The 19,778-nt window shown below is 53.6% G+C and carries 21 protein-coding genes; all 21 read left to right on the forward strand.

Features of this window, described 5'->3' with window-relative positions; all coding sequences use genetic code 11:
* Window positions 1–5 precede the first annotated feature (5 nt).
* Complete coding sequence (locus tag ACFQ0N_RS04835; RefSeq protein ID WP_379323385.1) at window positions 6–992, forward strand: beta-ketoacyl-ACP synthase III; 987 nt, start codon at window positions 6–8, stop codon at window positions 990–992.
* A gap of 26 nt (window positions 993–1,018) precedes the next feature.
* Window positions 1,019–1,930, forward strand: a complete 912-nt coding sequence (fabD, locus tag ACFQ0N_RS04840; RefSeq protein ID WP_379323387.1) for an ACP S-malonyltransferase — start codon at window positions 1,019–1,021, stop codon at window positions 1,928–1,930.
* 21 nt (window positions 1,931–1,951) lie between these two features.
* The gene (gene fabG / locus ACFQ0N_RS04845) at window positions 1,952–2,701 is read left to right on the forward strand and encodes a 3-oxoacyl-[acyl-carrier-protein] reductase (protein ID WP_379324265.1); all 750 of its coding nucleotides are present in this window, start codon (window positions 1,952–1,954) and stop codon (window positions 2,699–2,701) included.
* Between the two features lie 87 nt (window positions 2,702–2,788).
* Window positions 2,789–3,022, forward strand: a complete 234-nt coding sequence (acpP, locus tag ACFQ0N_RS04850; RefSeq protein ID WP_379323389.1) for an acyl carrier protein — start codon at window positions 2,789–2,791, stop codon at window positions 3,020–3,022.
* Between the two features lie 154 nt (window positions 3,023–3,176).
* Entirely contained in the window at window positions 3,177–4,418 is a 1,242-nt protein-coding gene (fabF, locus tag ACFQ0N_RS04855; protein ID WP_379324267.1) for a beta-ketoacyl-ACP synthase II, read from the forward strand.
* Complete coding sequence (gene rnc, locus ACFQ0N_RS04860) at window positions 4,408–5,115, forward strand: ribonuclease III (protein WP_379323391.1); 708 nt, start codon at window positions 4,408–4,410, stop codon at window positions 5,113–5,115. Before fabF ends, rnc begins: the two co-directional genes overlap by 11 nt.
* A gap of 105 nt (window positions 5,116–5,220) precedes the next feature.
* Entirely contained in the window at window positions 5,221–8,802 is a 3,582-nt protein-coding gene (gene smc, locus ACFQ0N_RS04865) for a chromosome segregation protein SMC (RefSeq protein ID WP_379323393.1), read from the forward strand.
* 179 nt (window positions 8,803–8,981) lie between these two features.
* Window positions 8,982–9,983 carry a signal recognition particle-docking protein FtsY gene (gene ftsY, locus ACFQ0N_RS04870; RefSeq protein WP_379323395.1) on the forward strand — a complete coding sequence of 334 codons (1,002 nt, stop codon included), beginning with the start codon at window positions 8,982–8,984 and terminating at the stop codon, window positions 9,981–9,983.
* Between the two features lie 109 nt (window positions 9,984–10,092).
* Window positions 10,093–10,449, forward strand: coding sequence for a putative DNA-binding protein (locus ACFQ0N_RS04875; protein ID WP_379323397.1), 357 nt, complete (start codon window positions 10,093–10,095; stop codon window positions 10,447–10,449).
* A gap of 48 nt (window positions 10,450–10,497) precedes the next feature.
* Window positions 10,498–11,871: a signal recognition particle protein gene (gene ffh / locus ACFQ0N_RS04880; RefSeq protein ID WP_379323399.1), complete on the forward strand. Its 1,374-nt coding sequence runs from the start codon at window positions 10,498–10,500 to the stop codon at window positions 11,869–11,871.
* A gap of 54 nt (window positions 11,872–11,925) precedes the next feature.
* Window positions 11,926–12,198: a 30S ribosomal protein S16 gene (gene rpsP, locus ACFQ0N_RS04885; RefSeq protein ID WP_379323401.1), complete on the forward strand. Its 273-nt coding sequence runs from the start codon at window positions 11,926–11,928 to the stop codon at window positions 12,196–12,198.
* Window positions 12,199–12,224: 26 nt separating this feature from the next.
* Window positions 12,225–12,455, forward strand: a complete 231-nt coding sequence (locus ACFQ0N_RS04890; protein ID WP_379323403.1) for a KH domain-containing protein — start codon at window positions 12,225–12,227, stop codon at window positions 12,453–12,455.
* 93 nt (window positions 12,456–12,548) lie between these two features.
* Complete coding sequence (gene rimM / locus ACFQ0N_RS04895; RefSeq protein WP_379323405.1) at window positions 12,549–13,070, forward strand: ribosome maturation factor RimM; 522 nt, start codon at window positions 12,549–12,551, stop codon at window positions 13,068–13,070.
* A 3-nt stretch (window positions 13,071–13,073) separates the two neighbouring features.
* Window positions 13,074–13,820 (forward strand): tRNA (guanosine(37)-N1)-methyltransferase TrmD, encoded by a 747-nt coding sequence (trmD, locus tag ACFQ0N_RS04900; RefSeq protein WP_379323407.1) that lies wholly within the window; start codon window positions 13,074–13,076, stop codon window positions 13,818–13,820.
* Between the two features lie 155 nt (window positions 13,821–13,975).
* The gene (gene rplS, locus ACFQ0N_RS04905) at window positions 13,976–14,317 is read left to right on the forward strand and encodes a 50S ribosomal protein L19 (RefSeq protein WP_379323409.1); all 342 of its coding nucleotides are present in this window, start codon (window positions 13,976–13,978) and stop codon (window positions 14,315–14,317) included.
* 141 nt (window positions 14,318–14,458) lie between these two features.
* Complete coding sequence (gene lepB / locus ACFQ0N_RS04910; protein ID WP_379324269.1) at window positions 14,459–15,076, forward strand: signal peptidase I; 618 nt, start codon at window positions 14,459–14,461, stop codon at window positions 15,074–15,076.
* Between the two features lie 21 nt (window positions 15,077–15,097).
* Window positions 15,098–15,973, forward strand: coding sequence for a ribosome biogenesis GTPase YlqF (gene ylqF / locus ACFQ0N_RS04915; protein WP_379323411.1), 876 nt, complete (start codon window positions 15,098–15,100; stop codon window positions 15,971–15,973).
* Between the two features lie 70 nt (window positions 15,974–16,043).
* A complete protein-coding gene (locus ACFQ0N_RS04920) occupies window positions 16,044–16,655 on the forward strand; it encodes a ribonuclease HII (RefSeq protein WP_379323413.1) in 612 nt (203 codons plus the stop codon).
* A gap of 161 nt (window positions 16,656–16,816) precedes the next feature.
* Entirely contained in the window at window positions 16,817–18,730 is a 1,914-nt protein-coding gene (locus ACFQ0N_RS04925; RefSeq protein WP_379323415.1) for a hypothetical protein, read from the forward strand.
* Window positions 18,727–19,029, forward strand: a complete 303-nt coding sequence (locus ACFQ0N_RS04930) for an EscU/YscU/HrcU family type III secretion system export apparatus switch protein (protein WP_379323417.1) — start codon at window positions 18,727–18,729, stop codon at window positions 19,027–19,029. Before ACFQ0N_RS04925 ends, ACFQ0N_RS04930 begins: the two co-directional genes overlap by 4 nt.
* Complete coding sequence (locus ACFQ0N_RS04935; RefSeq protein WP_379323419.1) at window positions 19,026–19,424, forward strand: YraN family protein; 399 nt, start codon at window positions 19,026–19,028, stop codon at window positions 19,422–19,424. Before ACFQ0N_RS04930 ends, ACFQ0N_RS04935 begins: the two co-directional genes overlap by 4 nt.
* Window positions 19,425–19,778: the final 354 nt, after the last annotated feature.

The raw sequence follows: 19,778 nt of genomic DNA on the forward strand, positions 1-19,778 counted from the left end.
GTGACATGCAATTATATCCTGTAGGAATTATTGGGACGGGCAAGTATGTTCCAGAACGAGTAATAACCAACCATGATCTTGAGCAGATGGTAGATACCAATGATGAATGGATTGTCACTCGGACAGGAATTAAGGAGCGGCGCATGGCAGCGCCCGATCAGGCGACATCCGATTTGGCTTACCACGCTTCCGTGAAAGCTTTGGCGGCTGCCGGCATAACGGCCGAGGAGCTCGATCTTATTATTGTGGCGACAATTACCCCGGATATGTTCTTTCCGTCTACAGCATGTTTGCTCCAGGATAAGCTGGGGGCGAAAAAAGCTGCGGCATTCGACCTGTCGGCCGCTTGCTCCGGATTTATATATGGACTGTCGACTGCTTCCAGCATGATTGCAACCGGGATGTATAAGCATGTGCTCGTTGTAGGCGCGGAGTGCTTGTCCCGCATAACGGATTATACGGACCGCAACACTTGTATTTTGTTTGGCGACGGTGCAGGCGCTGTCGTGCTGGGGCAGGTTCCGGAAGGCCGCGGGTTCAAAGCCTTTGAGCTTGGAGCTGACGGCAGCGGCGGTGAATTGCTGAATGTGCGCGGCGGCGGCTCCAGAATGCCTTCTTCTGAGCAAAGCCTTGCAGACCGCAGCCATTTTATTTATATGGCCGGCAGCGAGGTGTTTAAATTCGCCGTCCGCATTATGGGCGGCGCTGCTGAGGAAGCGCTGCGCAAGGCGGATATGGACAAGAGCGAGATTGATTTGCTCGTGCCCCATCAAGCTAATATTCGCATCATACAATCTGCTCTCAACCGGCTGAATTTGTCGGAAGAGAAGTGCATGATAAATTTGGACCGCTACGGCAACGTCTCCGCAGGCTCGATTCCGATTGCGCTTGCCGAAGCTGTCGAGCAGGGAAGAGTCAAGGAAGGCGACCGGCTGGTGCTTGTAGGGTTTGGCGGCGGCTTGACTTGGGGAGCTGCTGTAGTCGTCTGGTAGTTGATTGATTTGGAGGTAGCGAACTTATGGGGAAAATAGCATTCGTCTTTCCTGGCCAGGGCGCGCAGGCAGTCGGCATGGGCAAAGATGTCTATGACGGGGTTGCAGCGTCAAAGGCTATCTTTGAACGTGCAGATGCTGCCCTTGGTTTTAAATTGAGCGATATTATTTTTGAAGGGCCGGATACAGAGCTTAAGCAGACTGCTATTACGCAACCGGCGTTGCTGACTACAAGCATCGCTTATTTGGAGGCTTTCCGCAGCCGCGGAATCGAGCCGGACTTTGTTGCGGGACACAGCCTGGGTGAGTATAGCGCGCTTGTCGCAGCCGGCGTCTTGAGTTTTGAGGACGCAGTCAGAACAGTGCGCGCGCGCGGGCAGTTCATGGAAGAAGCGGTGCCGAGCGGCCAAGGAGCGATGGCGGCTGTACTGGGCGCCGAGCGCGATGCGCTGGCTGCATTATGCCAATCGGTAACGGAAGAAGGAAATGTCGTAGAATTGGCGAATGTTAATTGTCCGGGGCAGATTGTTGTTTCGGGCACAGCGGCAGGTGTGCAATCTGTTGTAGAGCGCGGCAAGGAGGCAGGCGCAAAGCGGGTCGTTCCGCTTGAGGTTAGCGGACCGTTCCACTCTTCGATGATGAAGCCTGCTGCGGCAAAGCTGGCCGCTGCGCTTAAGCTTAGCGAGTTTGCCGATGCGAAGGTGTCTGTCGTTGCCAACGTGACGGCGCAGCCGGTCAAGGAAGCCGCGCAAATTCGTCGGCTGCTTGAGGAGCAGGTGTACTCGCCTGTGCTTTGGGAAGACAGTGTGCGTACGCTTATTGGCCAAGGTGTCGATACATTTTACGAGATCGGCTCCGGCACCGTCTTGGCAGGATTGATCAAAAAGGTAGACCGCAGCGTTAATGTCATTGCGATCAACTCTATCGCTGCGCTGTAGTAAATGAAGGAGGAATCGATGATGTTTGCATCCTTAACAGGCAAGACAGCGCTCGTTACCGGTGCTTCGCGCGGTATCGGCAGGGCGATCGCGCTTGCGCTGGCAGAAGCGGGCGCCGATGTTGCGGTCAACTATGCGGGCAGTGAAGCGGCAGCCGTTGAAACCGCAAAAGCCATCGAGGCCATGGGGCGCCGTGCCCTTATTTTGCAAGCTAATGTCGGCAAAGCGGATCAGTTTGATTCGATGGTCAAACAGGTGGTCGACACTTTCGGTTCTATCGATATTTTAGTAAACAATGCAGGCATTACCCGCGATAACCTGCTAATGCGCATGAAGGAAGAGGAATTCGACGAAGTAATCGAAACGAATCTGAAGGGTGTCTTCAATGGCATAAAGGCCGTTACGAGACCTATGATGAAGCAGCGTTCGGGAAGAATAATTAATATTTCCTCGATCGTCGGAGCGGTAGGCAACCCTGGACAGGCTAACTATGTGGCGGCAAAAGCGGGCGTAATCGGCTTGACTAAATCGGCAGCCAAGGAGCTTGCTACGCGAGGCATTACGGTTAACTGTGTAGCTCCAGGCTTTATCGAAACGGATATGACGGACAAGCTGTCGGAGGAAACCCGCGCCAAGCTGCTTGAAGGCATACCGCTTGTCCGTCTCGGCTCTCCCGAGGACATTGCGCATGCCGTCCGTTTCCTGGCTTCCGACGCTGCCGCATACATGACAGGCCAGACTGTTCACGTCGATGGCGGAATGTATATGTAACGCGGCGCGAAGCGGATAACGCTGCTGGATGAATATATGGTAATTTGCCTGTTATTTTCGTATAATACCATGGAGGAGGTGAACCGGATGTCCGATGTATTGGATCGTGTGAAGCGCATCGTAGTCGACCGCCTTGGCGTTGACGAATCGGAAGTTACGCTTGAAGCGTCGTTTAAAGACGACCTGGGCGCTGACTCTCTTGATGTCGTAGAACTCGTCATGGAGCTCGAAGACGAATTTGATATGGAGATCTCTGATGAAGATGCAGAGAAAATTACCAGCGTAGGAGAAGTTGTTAACTACATACAATCTCATACCTAAGCTGACAAAGTAAGTCCCGTTCATCGACGGGACTTCTCTCCATCTTAGCTGCGTTCCCGATAACATGATATGATGAATGAAGCAAGCGCTTAATGGCGCTTTAGATAGATTTATTGATGCAAAACCATATCGCTGTCCAATAGAGGTGAAGATGATGAAGCAAAGAGTTGTTGTAACAGGCATGGGTGTCATGACAGCACTCGGGTCCGAGTTGGAACAATTTTGGCAGAATTTGCTGGACGGCAAATCCGGTGTGTCGCATATTGAAGCATTCGATGTTTCGGAATACCCGACACAAATTGCTGCAGAAATTAAAAACTTCGACCCTGAACAATACCATGTTGATAAAAAAGAAGCGCGCCGCATGGACCGCTTCGTACAATTTGCCGCAGTTGCCGGCGTGGCTGCCGTTAAGGATGCCGGCCTCGACATCGGGGGCAATGTCGACGCCGAACGCGTCGGCGTCATGGTTGGCTCCGGGATCGGCGGCCTAGGTACGTGGGAGGATCAGCACAATGTGCTGCTCGAGAAGGGGCCTAAGCGTGTCAGCCCATTCTTTATCCCGATGATGATTGCCAATATGGCTTCAGGGCAAGTGTCGATGTTAACGGGAGCAAAAGGCCCCAATAGCACAGCTGTTACAGCCTGTGCGACGGGAACCCATTCCATTGGCGATTCGTACAAGATGATTCAGCGCGGCGACGCGGATGTCATGATTTGCGGCGGCGCCGAAGCGACGATTAGGCCAACAGGTCTTGCCGGCTTCTGCTCGATGCGGGCGATGTCGACGCGCAATGATGAGCCTGCTAAAGCGAGCCGCCCGTTCGATACCGGACGCGATGGCTTCGTCATGGGCGAGGGATCGGGCGTTCTAATTTTGGAATCGCTTGAACACGCGCAAAAGCGCGGAGCGAAGATTTATGCCGAAATCATCGGCTATGGTATGAGCGGCGACGCCCATCATATGACAGAGCCCGATCCGGAAGGCGCGGCTCGCTGTATGACCCGGGCGCTTAAGGATGCCGGGCTGGAGCCTGCTGCAATTGACTATATTAACGCTCACGGCACTTCAACGCCGGTTGGCGACAAATCGGAAACCGAAGCGATTAAAAAAGCGTTCGGCGACCATGCTTACAAGCTCGCGGTCAGCTCTACCAAATCAATGACAGGGCATTTGCTGGGCGCCGCAGGCGGTGTTGAAGCCGTCATTGTCGGTCTGACGCTGCGCGACGGCATCATTGCGCCAACGATTAATTTGGACAACCAAGATCCGGAGTGTGATCTGGATTATGTACCGAATAAAGCGCGTCCGTCCGATGTACGGGTTGCGTTGTCCAACTCCTTTGGATTTGGCGGTCATAATGCAACGATCATAATGAAGAAATATGAAGCATAATCCGTTCGAGGAGCTGCAGCAGCGTCTGCAGCTTCGTTTTCAACAGCCATTATTGCTCCAGCAAGCTTTTACGCATACGTCCTATGTGAACGAACATCGTCAAGCAAATGTAGAGCATAACGAACGTTTGGAGTTTCTGGGCGATGCCGTTTTGCAGTTAACGGTGTCGGAATATTTGTATCAAAACTTTCCGGAGCGACCGGAGGGGCAATTGACGCGAATGAGAGCGTCGATCGTCTGCGAGCCTTCGCTGGCCCGGTTTGCCGAAATGCTCGATCTTGGAGCGCACGTCCTTCTGGGGCGGGGCGAGGAGCAGCTTGGCGGACGCCATCGGCCTGCGCTGCTGGCTGATTTGTTTGAATCGTTTATTGGCGCAATCTATTTGGATCATGGGCTGGAAGAAGTCCGCGCCTTCTTATCCGAGCATTTATTCCCCCATATCGATACAGACGGCGATTTGCTGGTCAAGGATTTCAAATCGGCCCTGCAGGAACGGGCGCAGCATAGCAATTTGGGGGCGATCGAATACCGTATCGCTGAAGAACGCGGCCCGGCGCATGACCGCGAGTTTGTAGCGGAGGTGCTGATCGGCGAAGAGAAACTGGGTACGGGAGTCGGGCGGACGAAGAAAGAGGCAGAGCAGCGGGCGGCGGCTCAAGCTTGGCGCAAGCTGGCCGGCGAGCGCAGCAAGCAATAGCGTTAATCCTGGTATGCGGTGAAGGCAGACCGGGATTTTTTGTTGTTGGGAAATGTCCTTTTCGAACAATTATGGTACAATAAGCGTTGAGGTGAAGGCTAAGCTATGTTCTTGAAAAGGATAGAACTTGCAGGGTTTAAATCGTTTGCCGACAAGACAGAGCTTGAATTTGTCCAAGGTATTACAGCCGTTGTCGGACCTAACGGCAGCGGTAAGAGCAATATTAGCGATAGCATTCGCTGGGTGCTTGGCGAACAAAGCGCAAAGAGCTTGCGCGGCGGCAAGATGGAGGATATTATTTTTGCCGGAAGCGATGCGCGCAAAGCGGTTAATATCGGGGAAGTCTCGCTGACGCTGGACAATAGCGATCAGGCGCTGCCCCTTGAGTATAACGAAGTGACAGTCACCCGGCGGGTACACCGGAGCGGCGATAGTGAATATATGATCAACAAGCAGCCTTGCAGGCTGAAGGATATAACTGAGCTGTTTATGGATACCGGCATCGGCAAGGAAGCCTATTCGATTATCGGACAAGGCCGCATCGAGGAAATACTGAGTACGCGTTCCGAAGACCGCAGAGGTATTTTTGAAGAAGCGTCGGGCATCGTGAAATATAAATCCCGGAGGCGGGAAGCGCAAAAGAAGCTGGATGAAACAGAGCAAAATTTGCTGCGTATACATGACCTCGTATCAGAGGTCGAGGATCAGCTTGAGCCGCTGCGCGTTCAGTCGGAAAAAGCGATCTATTTCAAAGAGCTGCGCGAGCAGCTCAAAACTTCAGAAATCTCGATGTATGTACATAATATCGAGAATGTGCACAGCAATTGGTCGCAATCAACCAATAAGCTAAAGCAACTGGAGTCCGAGCATCTGTCGCTTGCGGCAATTGTCAGCAAGCACGATGCGCTGCTGGAGAAGGACCGGCTAAAGCTGCGCGAGCTGGAAGAGACGCTGGACAGGCTTCATGGAGAGATGCTGCAGTACAGCGAGGAATATGAGAAGTGTGAAGGCTATGGCGAGGTGCTGAAGGAACGCAAGCGCAATCTGGAGCAAAACCGGGAGCAGCTTGCCGCCTCGATCGAAGCGCAGACTGAGCGGGTTTCCGCGTTAACGCAGGAAGAAGCTGAGTTCCGAAGCAAGGCTGCTGCGCTCGAAGGCGAGCTAGCAGCGCTGCGCGAACGGCTGCAGCAGGAGGAAGCGCAGCTGCTTGGGGCCGCAGCATCGCTGTCCGCTGACGCCGAAGAGCAGCTAAAGAGCGAATTGCTGGATGTACTGAGCGGAATGGCTCAGCTGCGCAACGAAATCCGCTACGCCATGCAGCAGGAGGAAACGCTGCAGCGCCGCGGCGAGCGGCTTGGCGATGAGGAAACGAAGTGGAAGGAACAGCATAGCAAGCTGACTGCGCGCCAGGAGCAGCTGCGGGAGCGTCTTGAAGAAACACTCACGGCAATTACCGCAGCGCGGGAAAAGTATGCAAGCGCTACGGAAAAGCAGCTTGAAGGCCAGCGCTTGCTCGATGAAGTGCAGGCTGCGGCCCGCAAATGGGAGCAGAAGCTCGAAGCGCTTCGTTCCCGCCGCGATACGATGAAAGAAATGCAGGATGCGCTGGACGGTTTCATGCAAGGGGTGCGCGAAGTGCTGAAAGCGTCCCGCAGATCAGCGGGCAGCGGCTTGTCGGGTGTACACGGGGCGGTAGCCGAGCTGGTGCGGGTGCCTGAGAAGCTGGAGCTAGCGATTGAGACGGCGCTCGGCGGCGCGCTGCAGCATATCGTCATGAGCGATGAACGCAGCGCGCGCGCGGCGATTGCTTTTTTGAAGCAGCGCCAGCTGGGGCGGGCAACCTTTCTCCCGCTCGATGTTATTCGCGGCCGCAGCATTCCGGAACAAGAAAAACGGATGATCGCCGGAGTGGAGGGCTATGTTGGCGTAGCTGCTGAGCTAGTTACGAGCGAGCCGCAATATTCGGCTATTGTCCACAATCTGCTTGGCAATGTGCTGATCGCCGAAACGCTGGAGCATGCGAACCGTATTGCGGCGAAATGTCAGTACCGCTTCCGTGTTGTTACTCTGGAAGGCGACGTCGTCAATGCAGGCGGCTCGATGACAGGCGGCTCCATTCAAAAGAAGGGCGCCAGTCTGCTTGGCCGCCAGCGGCAAATTGAGCAGCTTGATGCTGAAATTGTGACTACGAACCGGCAACTGGACCAATTGAAGGATAAAATGTCTGATCTGCGCAAGGAGCAGTCGATCGGCACGCAAAATCTGGACGATTTGCGCAGCCGCGGCGAGCAGCTGCGGATCGAGGAGCAGCATATTAGGGCAGAGCTGCAATCCGTTGAGCATGAAAGCAAGCATTTGGAGGAGCAGCGGCAATTGTTCGAGACGGACCGTCACGGGCAGCAGGCCGAGCAGGAGCAGGTGCGTGCGGCGGCAGCGGCAGCGGAGGAGAAGCTGGCCAAGCTGACAGAGGAGGAAGCGAGGCTGCAGGAAGCGATCCGTGCTGCTGAATTGCGGCGCAAGGAACATGAGACAGCCAGGGAGCAGCTGCAAGGGCAGCTGACCGATTTGAAGATTGTCGTTGCCAAGACCGATCAGGAGAAGCAGTCATTCGAAGATCAGGCTGCACGTATCCGCGCCGATATTGGCCGGGCCAAACAGGAGCTTGCTGGGCTAAGAGAGATGTCTGCAAGACTGGATGACGATATGGCTCGTCATACAGAAGAGACGGTGGGGCAAATTGAGCAATTAAATGAATTGCGCCTGAAAAAGCAAAATTGCTCGGAGCAAACCGGGCTGCTGCGAGCAGAGCGGGCGGAAATGCTGCGCGAGCTGGAGAATGGCGAGAGCGAAACGAAAGAACAGCGCATCCAAATGCGCCAAGTGGAAGACCAAATGCGCCAAACAGAAATTGCAGTTAACCGGCTTGATGTCGAACTGGACAATTTGCTGCGCAAGCTTAGCGAAGAATACGAGCTGAGCTTCGAACTGGCGAAGGAGCGCTATCCGCTGCCGGAGGACGTGGCCGCCACCCAAAATGAAGTGAAGGATCTGAAGCGGAAAATTAACGCTTTGGGTGAGGTCAACCTGGGAGCCATCGATGAATATGAGCGCGTAAAGGAGCGCTTCAACTTCTTGAGCGAGCAAAAGGAGGACCTGATCGAGGCGAAGACGACGCTTTACCAGGTCATCCGGGAGATGGACGAGGAGATGTCCCGGCGCTTCCGCTCGACCTTTGAAGCGATTCGCGGACATTTTGTCGTCGTTTTTGCCAAGCTGTTCGGCGGCGGACGCGCTGATCTCGTCATGGTCGATCCGGACAACGTGCTGGAGAGCGGGATTGATATTGTGGCGCAGCCTCCTGGCAAGAAGCTGCAAAATTTGCAGCTGCTCTCCGGGGGCGAGCGCGCTTTAACCGCGATAGCGCTGTTGTTTGCAATATTGCAGGTGAAGCCTGTGCCGTTCTGCGTGCTCGACGAGGTTGAGGCTGCGCTCGACGAGGCGAATGTAGCCCGGTTTGCTCAATATTTGCGCGAGTTTTCCGGACTGACGCAGTTTATCGTCGTTACGCATCGCAAAGGTACGATGGAAGAGGCTGATGTGCTGTACGGTGTTACGATGGAAGAAGGCGGCGTATCCAAGCTGGTGTCTGTCAGATTGGAGGAAGAGGAATCCTTCGTCTCCGCTTGATGATGTGAAAAGCCGGTGCCGGATGCATTTTTGAGTTTATAGCATTTATAAGTGTCACGCGATAAATGCTATAAAATTTCAGGGGAAGAAACTTGCCTCGCGCCAAGGACGGCATCAGCCGTTTCTTCTCACGACGCCTCCGGCTTTTGCAGTGAGATAAATTGATGGAGGGGTTGCAGGTGAGTTTTTTTAAACGGCTGAAAGAAAGCATTTCACAAAAGACCGAGGCAGTCACAAATAAATTTAAAGAAGGGCTGGCGAAAACGAGAACTGCATTTGTGGAGCGGGTGGAAGAGCTGATCACGCGCCGCAAAAAAATCGACGAGGCGTTCTACGAGGAGCTGGAGGAAATTTTAATCGGCGCGGATGTCGGCGTCAATACCGTAATGCAGCTGATCGACGAGCTGCGCGCTGAAGTGAAAAAACGCAAAATTGAAAATGCCGCCGAGCTGCAGCCTGTATTGTCGGAGAAATTAGTAGGTCTGCTGAAAGGCGAAGGCGACCGGAAGCTGCAAATGGCAGACAGCGGGATGACCGTTATTTTATTTGTCGGCGTCAATGGCGTAGGGAAAACGACTACGATTGGCAAGCTGGCGCATAAATTTAAAAGTGAAGGAAAAAGTGTGCTTCTTGCTGCAGGCGACACGTTCAGGGCAGGAGCGATCGAGCAGTTGGAAATATGGGGCCAGCGGGTCGGTGTAGACGTGATTAAGCAAGAAGCGGGGGCCGATCCGGCAGCAGTTATGTTTGATGCCGTTCAAGCGGCCAAGCAGCGCAATGTGGACGTACTGCTTTGCGATACTGCTGGAAGGCTGCAAAATAAAACGAACCTGATGGAGGAGCTGAACAAAATTTTCCGCGTTATCCAGCGGGAAGTGCCGTCGGCGCCGCATGAGGTGCTGCTTGTTCTGGATGCGGCGACAGGCCAGAACGCTTTAAGCCAAGCCAAGCTGTTCGGCGAAAAAAGCGGCGTTACAGGGCTTGTGCTGACCAAGCTTGACGGGACTGCCAAAGGCGGGATCGTCATCGCGATTCGCAATGAGCTCAATTTGCCGGTTAAGCTGGTCGGGCTGGGCGAAAAAATGGATGATTTGCAGGAATTCGATTCCGAGCAGTTTGTTCATGCGCTGTTTGCCGGTTTGATTCAGTCTGCTGATGAAGAGGAAAAGGCGGAAGCGTAGCATTTGAAGGTGACAAGTGAAAATACTTGACAGTGATGTTGCTGCTGGGCTACAATAGAGCACGTCAACAAGGTGTAAAGGTGATACCCTTGACATAGGGGGTGGCACGGTGACACAAGAAGCCGATGCGCTGGCAAAGACGACTCGAATCAATTTGCTGTTTGATTTTTATGAGCCGCTGCTGACAGACAAGCAGCGAATGTTTCTTAAATATTATTTTCACGACGATTATTCACTTGGGGAAATTGCTGCAGAGTCCGGTGTTAGCCGCCAGGCGGTTTATGAGCACATAAAGCGGGCGGAAGCGGTGCTTGAAGGCTATGAGGACAAGCTTGGACTGCTTCACAAGCATCAGCGCGCGGCCGGCTGGCTGGCCCAGCTGGAACAGTGCGTGGAGAGCGTGCGGGAGGAGCCGCTTCGCAGCCAGCTGTTTTCAATAGCGCAGGCGCTGCGCGGACAGGTTTGACCAAGGCATATAGACAGGAAAGTGAAGTTTTACAAGGAGGTGACGGTCATGGCATTCGAAGGTTTGACAAATCGGCTGCAGAATGTATTCGGTAAGCTGCGCGGCAAAGGCAAAGTGTCGGAAGACGATGTGAACGAAGCGATGCGTGAAGTTCGCCTTGCGCTGCTGGAGGCTGACGTCAACTTTAAAGTTGTGAAAGATTTCATCGCCAAAGTCAAAGAACGTGCAGTAGGGCAAGAGGTGATGAAGAGCTTTACACCCGGAATGGTCATCATCGATATCGTTAACAAGGAGTTAACGGAGCTGATGGGCGGCACGCAAAGCAAGCTGGCGAAGGCGAATAAGCCGCCAACAGTCATTTTAATGGCTGGTCTGCAAGGTGCGGGCAAGACGACATCCTCAGGCAAGCTGGCCAAAATGCTGCAAAAAGAAAATCATCGTCCGCTGCTGGTAGCTTGCGATATTTATCGCCCGGCTGCGATCAAGCAGCTTCAAGTGCTGGGAGAACAAATTAAGGCGCCGGTCTTTACGATGGGCGACCAGACCTCCCCGGTCGAGATTGCACAGGCGGGCATTGCGCATGCAAAGGAAAACGGCAATGACTACGTCATCATCGATACGGCAGGCCGCCTGCATATCGATGAAGCGCTCATGGAAGAAATTAAAAATATTCATGAGGTGGCGAAGCCGGACGAAGTGCTGCTCGTGATCGATGCGATGACCGGCCAGGAAGCGGTCAATGTAGCCGAGAGCTTCCACAGCCAATTGGCGCTTACCGGGGTTGTGCTGACGAAGCTGGACGGCGACACGCGCGGCGGCGCGGCGCTATCGGTTAAGGCCGTCACCGGCTGTCCGATCAAATTTGCGGCTACTGGCGAGAAGATCGAGCCTCTGGAGCCATTCCATCCCAACCGGATGGCCTCCCGTATTCTCGGTATGGGCGACATGCTATCGCTCATTGAGAAGGCGCAGGCGGGCATCGATGCGGATAAGGCAGCCGAGATGGAACGGAAAATGCGCTCCGCGGAGTTCACCTTCGAGGATTTCCTCGAGCAGATGGAGCAGGTGCGCAAGCTTGGGCCGCTGGATCAATTGATGGATATGCTGCCAGGCATGGGCAAGATGAAGGACATGAAAAACATGAAGGTCGACGAAAAGCAAATTACGCGCGTTGAGGCGATTGTCAAGTCGATGACGAAAGAAGAGAAGCGCAAGCCGGAGCTGCTTAACTTTAGCAGACGTAAGCGGATTGCTGCCGGCAGCGGCACGTCGATCGCTGAGGTCAACCGCTTGATCAAGCAATTTGACGATATGCGCAAAATGATGAAGCAATTCTCGTCCATGATGGGGCCGAAAGGCCCGAAGGGCGGAATGAAGGGCTTAAAAGGAATGCTGGGCAAAGGAATGAAGTTTCCGTTCTAGCATAAAGTGAGTATCCAAGTTTTTGCGGAATCTTTTCAAGGAGGTGAATATACGATGGCAGTACGTATTCGTTTGAAACGTGTAGGTGCGCACAAAGCGCCTTTCTATCGCGTAGTTGTATCTGACTCCCGCTCCCCGCGCGACGGTCGATTCATTGAGGAAATCGGCACTTATAACCCGGTTGCACAACCGGCACAAGTGAACATCAATGAAGAGAAAGCGCTGAGCTGGTTGCAAAACGGAGCTCAAGCTTCCGATACAGTGCGTAACTTGCTTTCCAAAGCAGGCGTTATGCAAAAGTTCCATGAGTCGAAGCTTCAGAAATAATTTTTCTTTAGCAGAGGAGCCTTGAGATGAAAGATTTGATTCTTGTCATAGCGAAGGCTTTAGTGGACCACCCCGAAGACGTGCGCGTCGACGTGAAAGAAGACGATCGCGGGACCGTTTACCAGCTTTCGGTTCATCAATCCGATATCGGAAAGGTGATCGGCAAGCAGGGCCGGATTGCGAAAGCGCTCCGGACGGTCGTCTCATCGGCGGCTGTTAAATCGGATAAACGCGTCATGGTCGACATTATTTCGTAGCGATCGTACATCGAAGCAGGGTTAGGATATGCGTATTCGCATCCTAACCCTTTTTCGATGGAAGAAAGGCATTGTTTGAGAGGGGGCAATTTTGTGGCACAGCAGGAAAGGCTAAATGTTGGCAAGCTTGTCAATACACACGGCATTCGGGGCGAAGTTAAAGTCGTTTCGAGTACGGATTTTCCCGAGGAGCGGTTTGCTGCCGGCAGCGTGTTGATTTTGACTGATCCGGAATCCAGGCAGTCGCTTGAGGTGGAAGTGCAATCTGCGCGTATGCACAAAAATATGTTTATTGTAAAGCTAAAAGGGTACGATAATATTAACGATGTCGAAAAGTATAAGGGCTGGACGATGCAAATCGCCAAGGATGAGCTTGGCGAGCTGGACGAAGGCGAATATTACTACTATGAGATCATCGATTGCAAGGTTGTGACGGAGGACGGCGAGGAGCTTGGCGTCATAACGGAAATATTAAGCCCGGGCGCAAATGATGTGTGGGTGGTTAAGCAACCGGGGGGCAAGCAGCTGCTGCTGCCTGTTATCGACGAGGTCGTGCTGAACGTCAATGTAGCCGACAAGCTGATTACTGTCCGCCTTATGGAAGGGCTGATCTAGCGCATGCGCATCGATGTGCTGACATTATTTCCGGAGATGTTTGAAGGTGTGTTCAATGCGAGCATACTAGGCAAAGCGCGTGAAAAAGGCATTGCCCGGCTGCATGCGGTCAATTTTCGCGACTATGCGAACAACAAACATAATACGGTAGACGACTATCCTTATGGCGGCGGAGGAGGCATGGTGCTCAAGCCGGAGCCGATTTTTGCCGCTGTCGAGGAACTCGTCCAAGCTCACGGACAACGGAAGCCGCGGGTCATACTGCTCTGTCCGCAAGGAGAGCCCTACAGCCAGCAAAAGGCGGAAGAGCTCGCCAAGGAAGAGCATCTGATCTTTATTTGCGGGCATTATGAGGGCTATGATGAGCGAATCAGGGAGCATCTTGTTACGGACGAGCTATCGATCGGCGATTATGTGCTTACCGGCGGCGAGCTTCCAGCGATGGTTATGATCGATAGTGTGGTAAGATTGCTGCCGGGGACGCTCGGCAATGCGACATCGGCCGTGACCGATTCCTTCAGCACAGGTCTGCTCGAGCATCCTCACTATACGCGCCCGGCTTCTTTTAGAGGCTGGGAGGTGCCTGATGTGCTGATGTCCGGTCACCATGCAAAGGTCGAAGCCTGGAGACGCGAGCAGTCTTTACTGCGTACGCTGAAACGCCGCCCCGAGTTGCTGGAGGAGGCCGGGCTTACGGACAAGGAGAAAGCATGGTTAGCCAAAATGCAAGCCGGGCAGCCGGAACAATAACCGCCGCATAATTATCGTTGTATTTTATTTAAATATATGGTAATATAGCTGATGTTGCTTTTGTATAGTCGGGCGGTCCGCTAATGGGCAAAGATCCGCTTCATAGGGAAGCGGGAAGTCGTTATGAACGCCTGTGTGGAAGGAGTGAGTCAAAGATGAATATTGTACAAGCGATTACGCAAGAACAATTGCGCACTGATCGTCCGAATTTCCGTCCTGGGGATACGCTTAAAGTACACGTTAAAGTTATCGAGGGTTCTCGTGAGCGTATTCAGTTGTTCGAAGGCGTTGTAATTAAACGTCGCGGCGGCGGAATCAGCGAAACTTTTACAGTACGTAAAATTTCGTACGGCGTAGGTGTTGAAAGAACATTCCCGCTGCATTCGCCAAAGCTTGAGAAGATTGAAGTGGCTCGCCGCGGTAAAGTCCGCCGTGCGAAACTGTACTATCTTCGCAGCCTGCGCGGTAAAGCAGCAAGAATTAAAGAGATTCGCTAATGAACGACAAGAGGGGGCTTGCGCAAACAAGTCCCTTTTCTTATTTATACAATGCTCAGATTTGGCGCGAAGAGGGTGGATCAATTGGATCAACAACGTACCGATGAAACAACAGGGCAGCATAAAGGCTTGCAGCCCGACATGGCACAGCTTTCGGATGGCGAAGCTGTACAGCAAGTGCCAGACAAAGGCAACAAGGCGCGAAAGGAAATCGTGGAATGGGTCAAGGCGCTCGCTATTGCCGCGCTGCTTGTCATCGTAATCCGCTGGTTATTGTTTGCGCCGTTTATCGTAGACGGACCTTCCATGCAGCCTAACTTCTATACAGGCGAACGTTTGATTGTCAACAAGTTGATCTACGACTTGAGGGCTCCTAAACGAGGCGAAGTGGTTGTATTCGAAGTACCGGAAGAAGGCCGGGATTTTATTAAGCGGGTGATCGGCGTACCGGGTGACACCGTTAAGCTGGAAGGGGACAACCTCTACATTAACGGCGAGCTGGTAGAAGAGCCGTATTTGCGTGAATCGATTGAAGCGGCAAAGGCCAAAGGGGAGATTTTCAACAATGCGCGAAACTTCCCGAATGAGCAAGTGACGAGCGATACCGTGCCTGAAGGGATGATATTGGCATTTGGCGATAATCGGCAAAACAGCCGTGACGGCCGGGATATAGGATTCGTTCCTTTCAGCCATATTATTGGAAGAGCGGACGTTATTTTCTGGCCATTAAATCAGGTGAAGCTGATCAAGCACGGATAGAGACGAGGTGGCAGTGACAGCATGAGCAGTATACAGTGGTTTCCTGGTCATATGACCAAAGCACGGCGGCAAATTCAAGAAAAATTAAAATTGATCGACCTGGCAATTGAATTGCTGGATGCGCGCATTCCCTTTTCGAGCCGGAATCCGATGATAGACGAGATTTTGCTCGGCAAGCCGCGGCTCATCATTTTGAACAAGTCCGACCTGGCGGATCCCCGCACGACTGAACAATGGATGGATCAATTCAAGCGGGAAGGCCATGTCAGTATAGCGGTCGATTCCTCGACAGGCACGAAGGTTAATCAAATTCCGGTGCTGGCAAAGGAAGTGCTGCATGACAAGATCGCCCGTCAAATCGCCAAAGGCATTAAGCCGCGCGCTGTCAGAGGGCTTATCGTCGGCATCCCGAATGTCGGCAAATCCACGCTCATCAATCGTCTGGCGGGACGGAGCATTGCGGCCACCGGGGACCGGCCGGGCGTTACCAAAGGGCAGCAATGGATTAAAGTCGGGACCGAGATGGAATTGCTCGATACGCCGGGTATTTTATGGCCAAAGTTCGAAGATCAGCTGGTGGGCTACCGCCTGGCAATGACCGGTGCCATTAAAGAGCAAATACTGAATGTTGAAGATATTGCTTTTTTTGCGATGAAGGAGCTGTCGCAAAGGTATTGGGATACAATTGCCGGGCGTTATGAGCTGGAAGTGCCGCCGCCTTCCGATATGGACGATCCGGATGAAATTGTCCGCATTATGGAAGCGATCGGGCGCAAACGGGGCTGCCTCATCAGCGGCGGCCGAGTCGATCTGGAGAAGGCTTCAGGCGTCATATTGCGCGATTTGCGATCAGGAAAACTAGGGCGGATCACGCTCGAAGCGCCGGAATTTGCATAATGTAACGATTCTCTTGTTTGGGATGAATTTGGGCTTATTATGAAGGCTGCTTAAAATGGGGGAGGCATCAATGCTTGCTTACGAACAATCGCTGTGGGAGCAAGGGCATGAGCTGATAGCGGGAATTGACGAGGTTGGCCGCGGCTGCCTGTTCGGCGATGTCGTGGCCGCTGCCGTCATTTTGCCTGCCGGGCTTGTGATCGATGAAATCGATGATTCCAAGAAGCTTTCGGAAAAAAAGCGTGAAATGCTGTATGAAATTATTGTGAAGGAAGCTGTAGCGTGGTCGGTCGCCCGGATCGATGCGGCAACAATCGACGAGATTAATATTAAACAGGCTGCCCGTCTGGCGATGAAGCGAGCGGTAGAAGGGCTGAATGTGCAGCCGGATTACTTGCTTATCGATGCCGAGAAAGTGGACAGCCCGATTGCGCAATTATCTGTCATTAAAGGGGATGCACTAAGCCAGTCGATCGCTGCGGCGTCGATCGTGGCAAAAGTAACGCGTGATCGTTTATGCATGAATGAATGGGAAGCGCTCTACCCGGCCTATGGAATCGCAATACATAAAGGCTATGCTACCAAGCTTCATCGTGAGAAAATTGTTGAGTACGGACCGAGTCCGCTGCACCGGCGTTCGTTTTTGCATAAATTGCTGGCGGAGCAGCAGGTGCTTTTTTGACCACATAAGAATTCATAAGGACATTCCTTCTGCCGGAATAATGGCAGCTGGGAATGTCTTTTTTATATACCTTCATTAACGGAATCGAATATGCTTGCCGATATTTATACAAAGGATAACTTTGTTGCGATGTGCGGCAAATATAGAAGGTGGGGCGAGCTATGAATATAGGACAGTTAATGAGAGGGCTGCTTGGCGACAAGCAGCCGGCGGATAGTAAAATTTTGGAGCTGAGGCCGGGACAAGTGGTACGGGGAGTATTAGTACAGATGGCAGATGAAGATGAGGCCATCATGCAAATAAATGGTGTGCAGGTTCGCGCGAAGCTGGAGACGCCCCTCCAGCCGGGACAATCTGCCATATTGCAAGTTCAGCCTCAGTCTGCAGGGGGACAACTGGTGCTGAAAATCGCAGATCCGCAAGCAGCGCCGATGGCTGATGAGGATATAAGGCTGCTGCTTAAATCATTCGGCCTTCCGGATCAACGCGCAGTGCACGATCTTGTCCGGGCGTTGCAGCGAGAAGGAATTGTCATGACGCGGGCTTTGGCGCAGCAGCTGCAACAAACGATTGGCGAGCTGCCGGATCAGCTCGGGAAGGATACATTTGTGCAAGCGGCCGTCATTGCTGCGAAGAGAGGGCTGCCCTTGTCCGGCGCTACTGTAACCGCACTGCAGCAGGTGCTGAGCGGTCCGCCGCTGCATCAGCTGGTGGCTCAACTAACCCGGGAGCTAGCCGCCTGGCAGGCGAATGGGGCGGCAGAAGCTGGCGCATTGCCTGCATCGGCTCAACGGGGCGATGTACAAGCGGCTGCTGCGCGGTTAACGGCCCTTTTGGCTGAAGGCACCGCCCTCATGCAAGCGGTTGAGGACAGGAGAACACAGCCCTCGATAGCAGTAAATAGCCGGCTGGCACCGTCCGGCGATGCTGCCGTTCCAGTTGCCCGTCACAGTGAAGGGGCTCAACAGCAGTCACAGGCTGCCCAGACTAAGGTGACGATGGAGGGTGAGGGTGCAATGACGCGAGGGGGAGCTAGTGCTGCTATTCCGGGCAGCCAGCAGGCTGCTGGGTTGCCGTCTGGAGCTGTTGCGGCGACAGTCCCGGCACCGTCTTCAGCCTCGGCATCCCCGTTTTCCTCTGCTGAGCCAGCAGAGGCGATGAAAGCTTCCCCGCAGCAGCAGCCACTCAGTACGGAGGCTGCAGCCGGTCCTTCCGGCTCATGGTTGAAGGGAGTTTTAAAATGGCTGGGAGTCGATCATGAGCGTTTGCTGGCGCAGTCGTTAGGCGGCGAGAAAGGGCCGCTGGAGGGAACGCAGCAGCGGCAGGAACAAGCGCAGCCAGCAGCCCGAACGGCACCGGGGACGATGGCCTCTGCCGCTATGCAGTCCCGGAGCGAGGCCGGTTCTTCAGCGCCGGTCATACATGCTGCTACTCCTTCTGTCCAAACCAATATCCAGCTTGCTCACATAGTCCAGTCTGCAAGCAGCGCCGGCGGAGCGCCGACAGCCGGATCTGGAGCAGATTCGCTCAAAAGCGCACTGATGACGCTAATATCCAGTCATGAGGCGCCTGTTGCGCTGCGAGAGACTGCGCAGCAGCTGGTGCAGCAGATTACCGGTCAGCAGCTGCTGCTCGTGCCGGAGCGCAACAGCGCGCCCTTCACGCATGTGACGATGTTTATCCCCTTGCAGCAGCCGGGTCAGGAAGGAATGCAGACAGCATCCGTCCATATTCAAACCCGCAAAGGGCGTAAAGGAGAACTGGACAGCGGCAATTGCCGTCTCTTATTCGATTTGCGGATGCAAACGATCGGCGACACAGTGGCCGATGTACAGGTTGTCGACAAAATTGTCAGCCTGACGATCTGGAATAATTTCACGACAATTGACGATTTGCTGCAGTCTTCGAAGTCTGAGATTGCCGGCTCGCTGCAGCAGGCAGGATACCAGCTGCTGACGCTGCGGGCGCTTCCGCTCTCAGAACGGCCAGCGGAGCCGGGCGATAAAGGAGCCGTCTCGGCAGCCGCGGCGGAATGGTCATCGCGGCCGTACAAAGGAGTCGATTATCGCGTATGAGCAACAAGGAGAAGAAGGCCGATCCGCTGCAGCCGTCGAAAAAAGCGGTCGCGCTCAAATATGATGCCGCCGAACAGGGAGTGCCTGTCGTCACTGCCAAAGGGAAAGGGAAGCTGGCGGAAGCTATTTTGGAGAAAGCGGCAGAAAGCGGAGTGCCGATTCAGCAGGACAGCTCGCTAGTAGAGGTGCTTTCGAAGCTGGATGTCGATCAGGAAATACCGCTGGAGCTGTATACGCTGGTAGCTGAAGTGCTGAGCTTTGTTTATCAGGCGGACCGGAGAGCGGGGGAATTGCCGTGACAAATGGCGGAAACGATAACGGCGGCCGCAGCGCTGAACGCAGCGTGTTGGGGCAGCGCGGCGAAAGTATAGCGGAGCAGCGGCTGATCGAAGCCGGCTATACGATTTTGCACCGGGGCTGGCGCTGCCGTTCAGGTGAGCTGGACATTGTTGCACTACAGGACGAGACGCTGGTGTTTGTGGAAGTGAGGACGAGGACAACCGGGGGCAAATATGGTACGGCGGAAGAGTCGGTCGATTGGCGCAAGCAGCGGCAGGTTCGCGCGGTGGCTGCAGTCTACTGCCAGCGCGAGCAGTGGCTCGACCAACCGGTGAGATTTGATGTTATTGCGATCACAATTGCGAGAGCGACAGGGGAAGTTGATCAGTACAGTCACCTTTGCGGCGCATTTTAACAGTGGCCTGCTCTGATGCTTGGCCAATTAAATGAAGGATGAAAAATGGCAGCCTTTTTCGCTTTGTGGGACAGCGGCGGGGGAAGCGCGGCCTCCTATGGTCTGTTTCGTTTAGGATGAACGAACGCTAATGGATGTCACGGCCGCTATTTTCGAAAATTCGGCTGAATTGAAATTTTAACGGAACTGTGCGCCGCTATTTGGTGATGATGAGCCCGATTTCGCAAGAAAACGTCTACTTAAGATCGCTCAGATCCGTTAGATTTCAAAAACGATTAGCGAAATAAGGTCTGTGGCTTCCGTCTTAGATGAAACTGCATGGCAGCTTCCCCTCTTTCAGGGTTACAGCCCCCT

Origin of the sequence: Paenibacillus sp. GCM10027626 (assembly GCF_042676285.1) — a bacterium.
Lineage (GTDB): Bacteria > Bacillota > Bacilli > Paenibacillales > Paenibacillaceae > Paenibacillus_Z.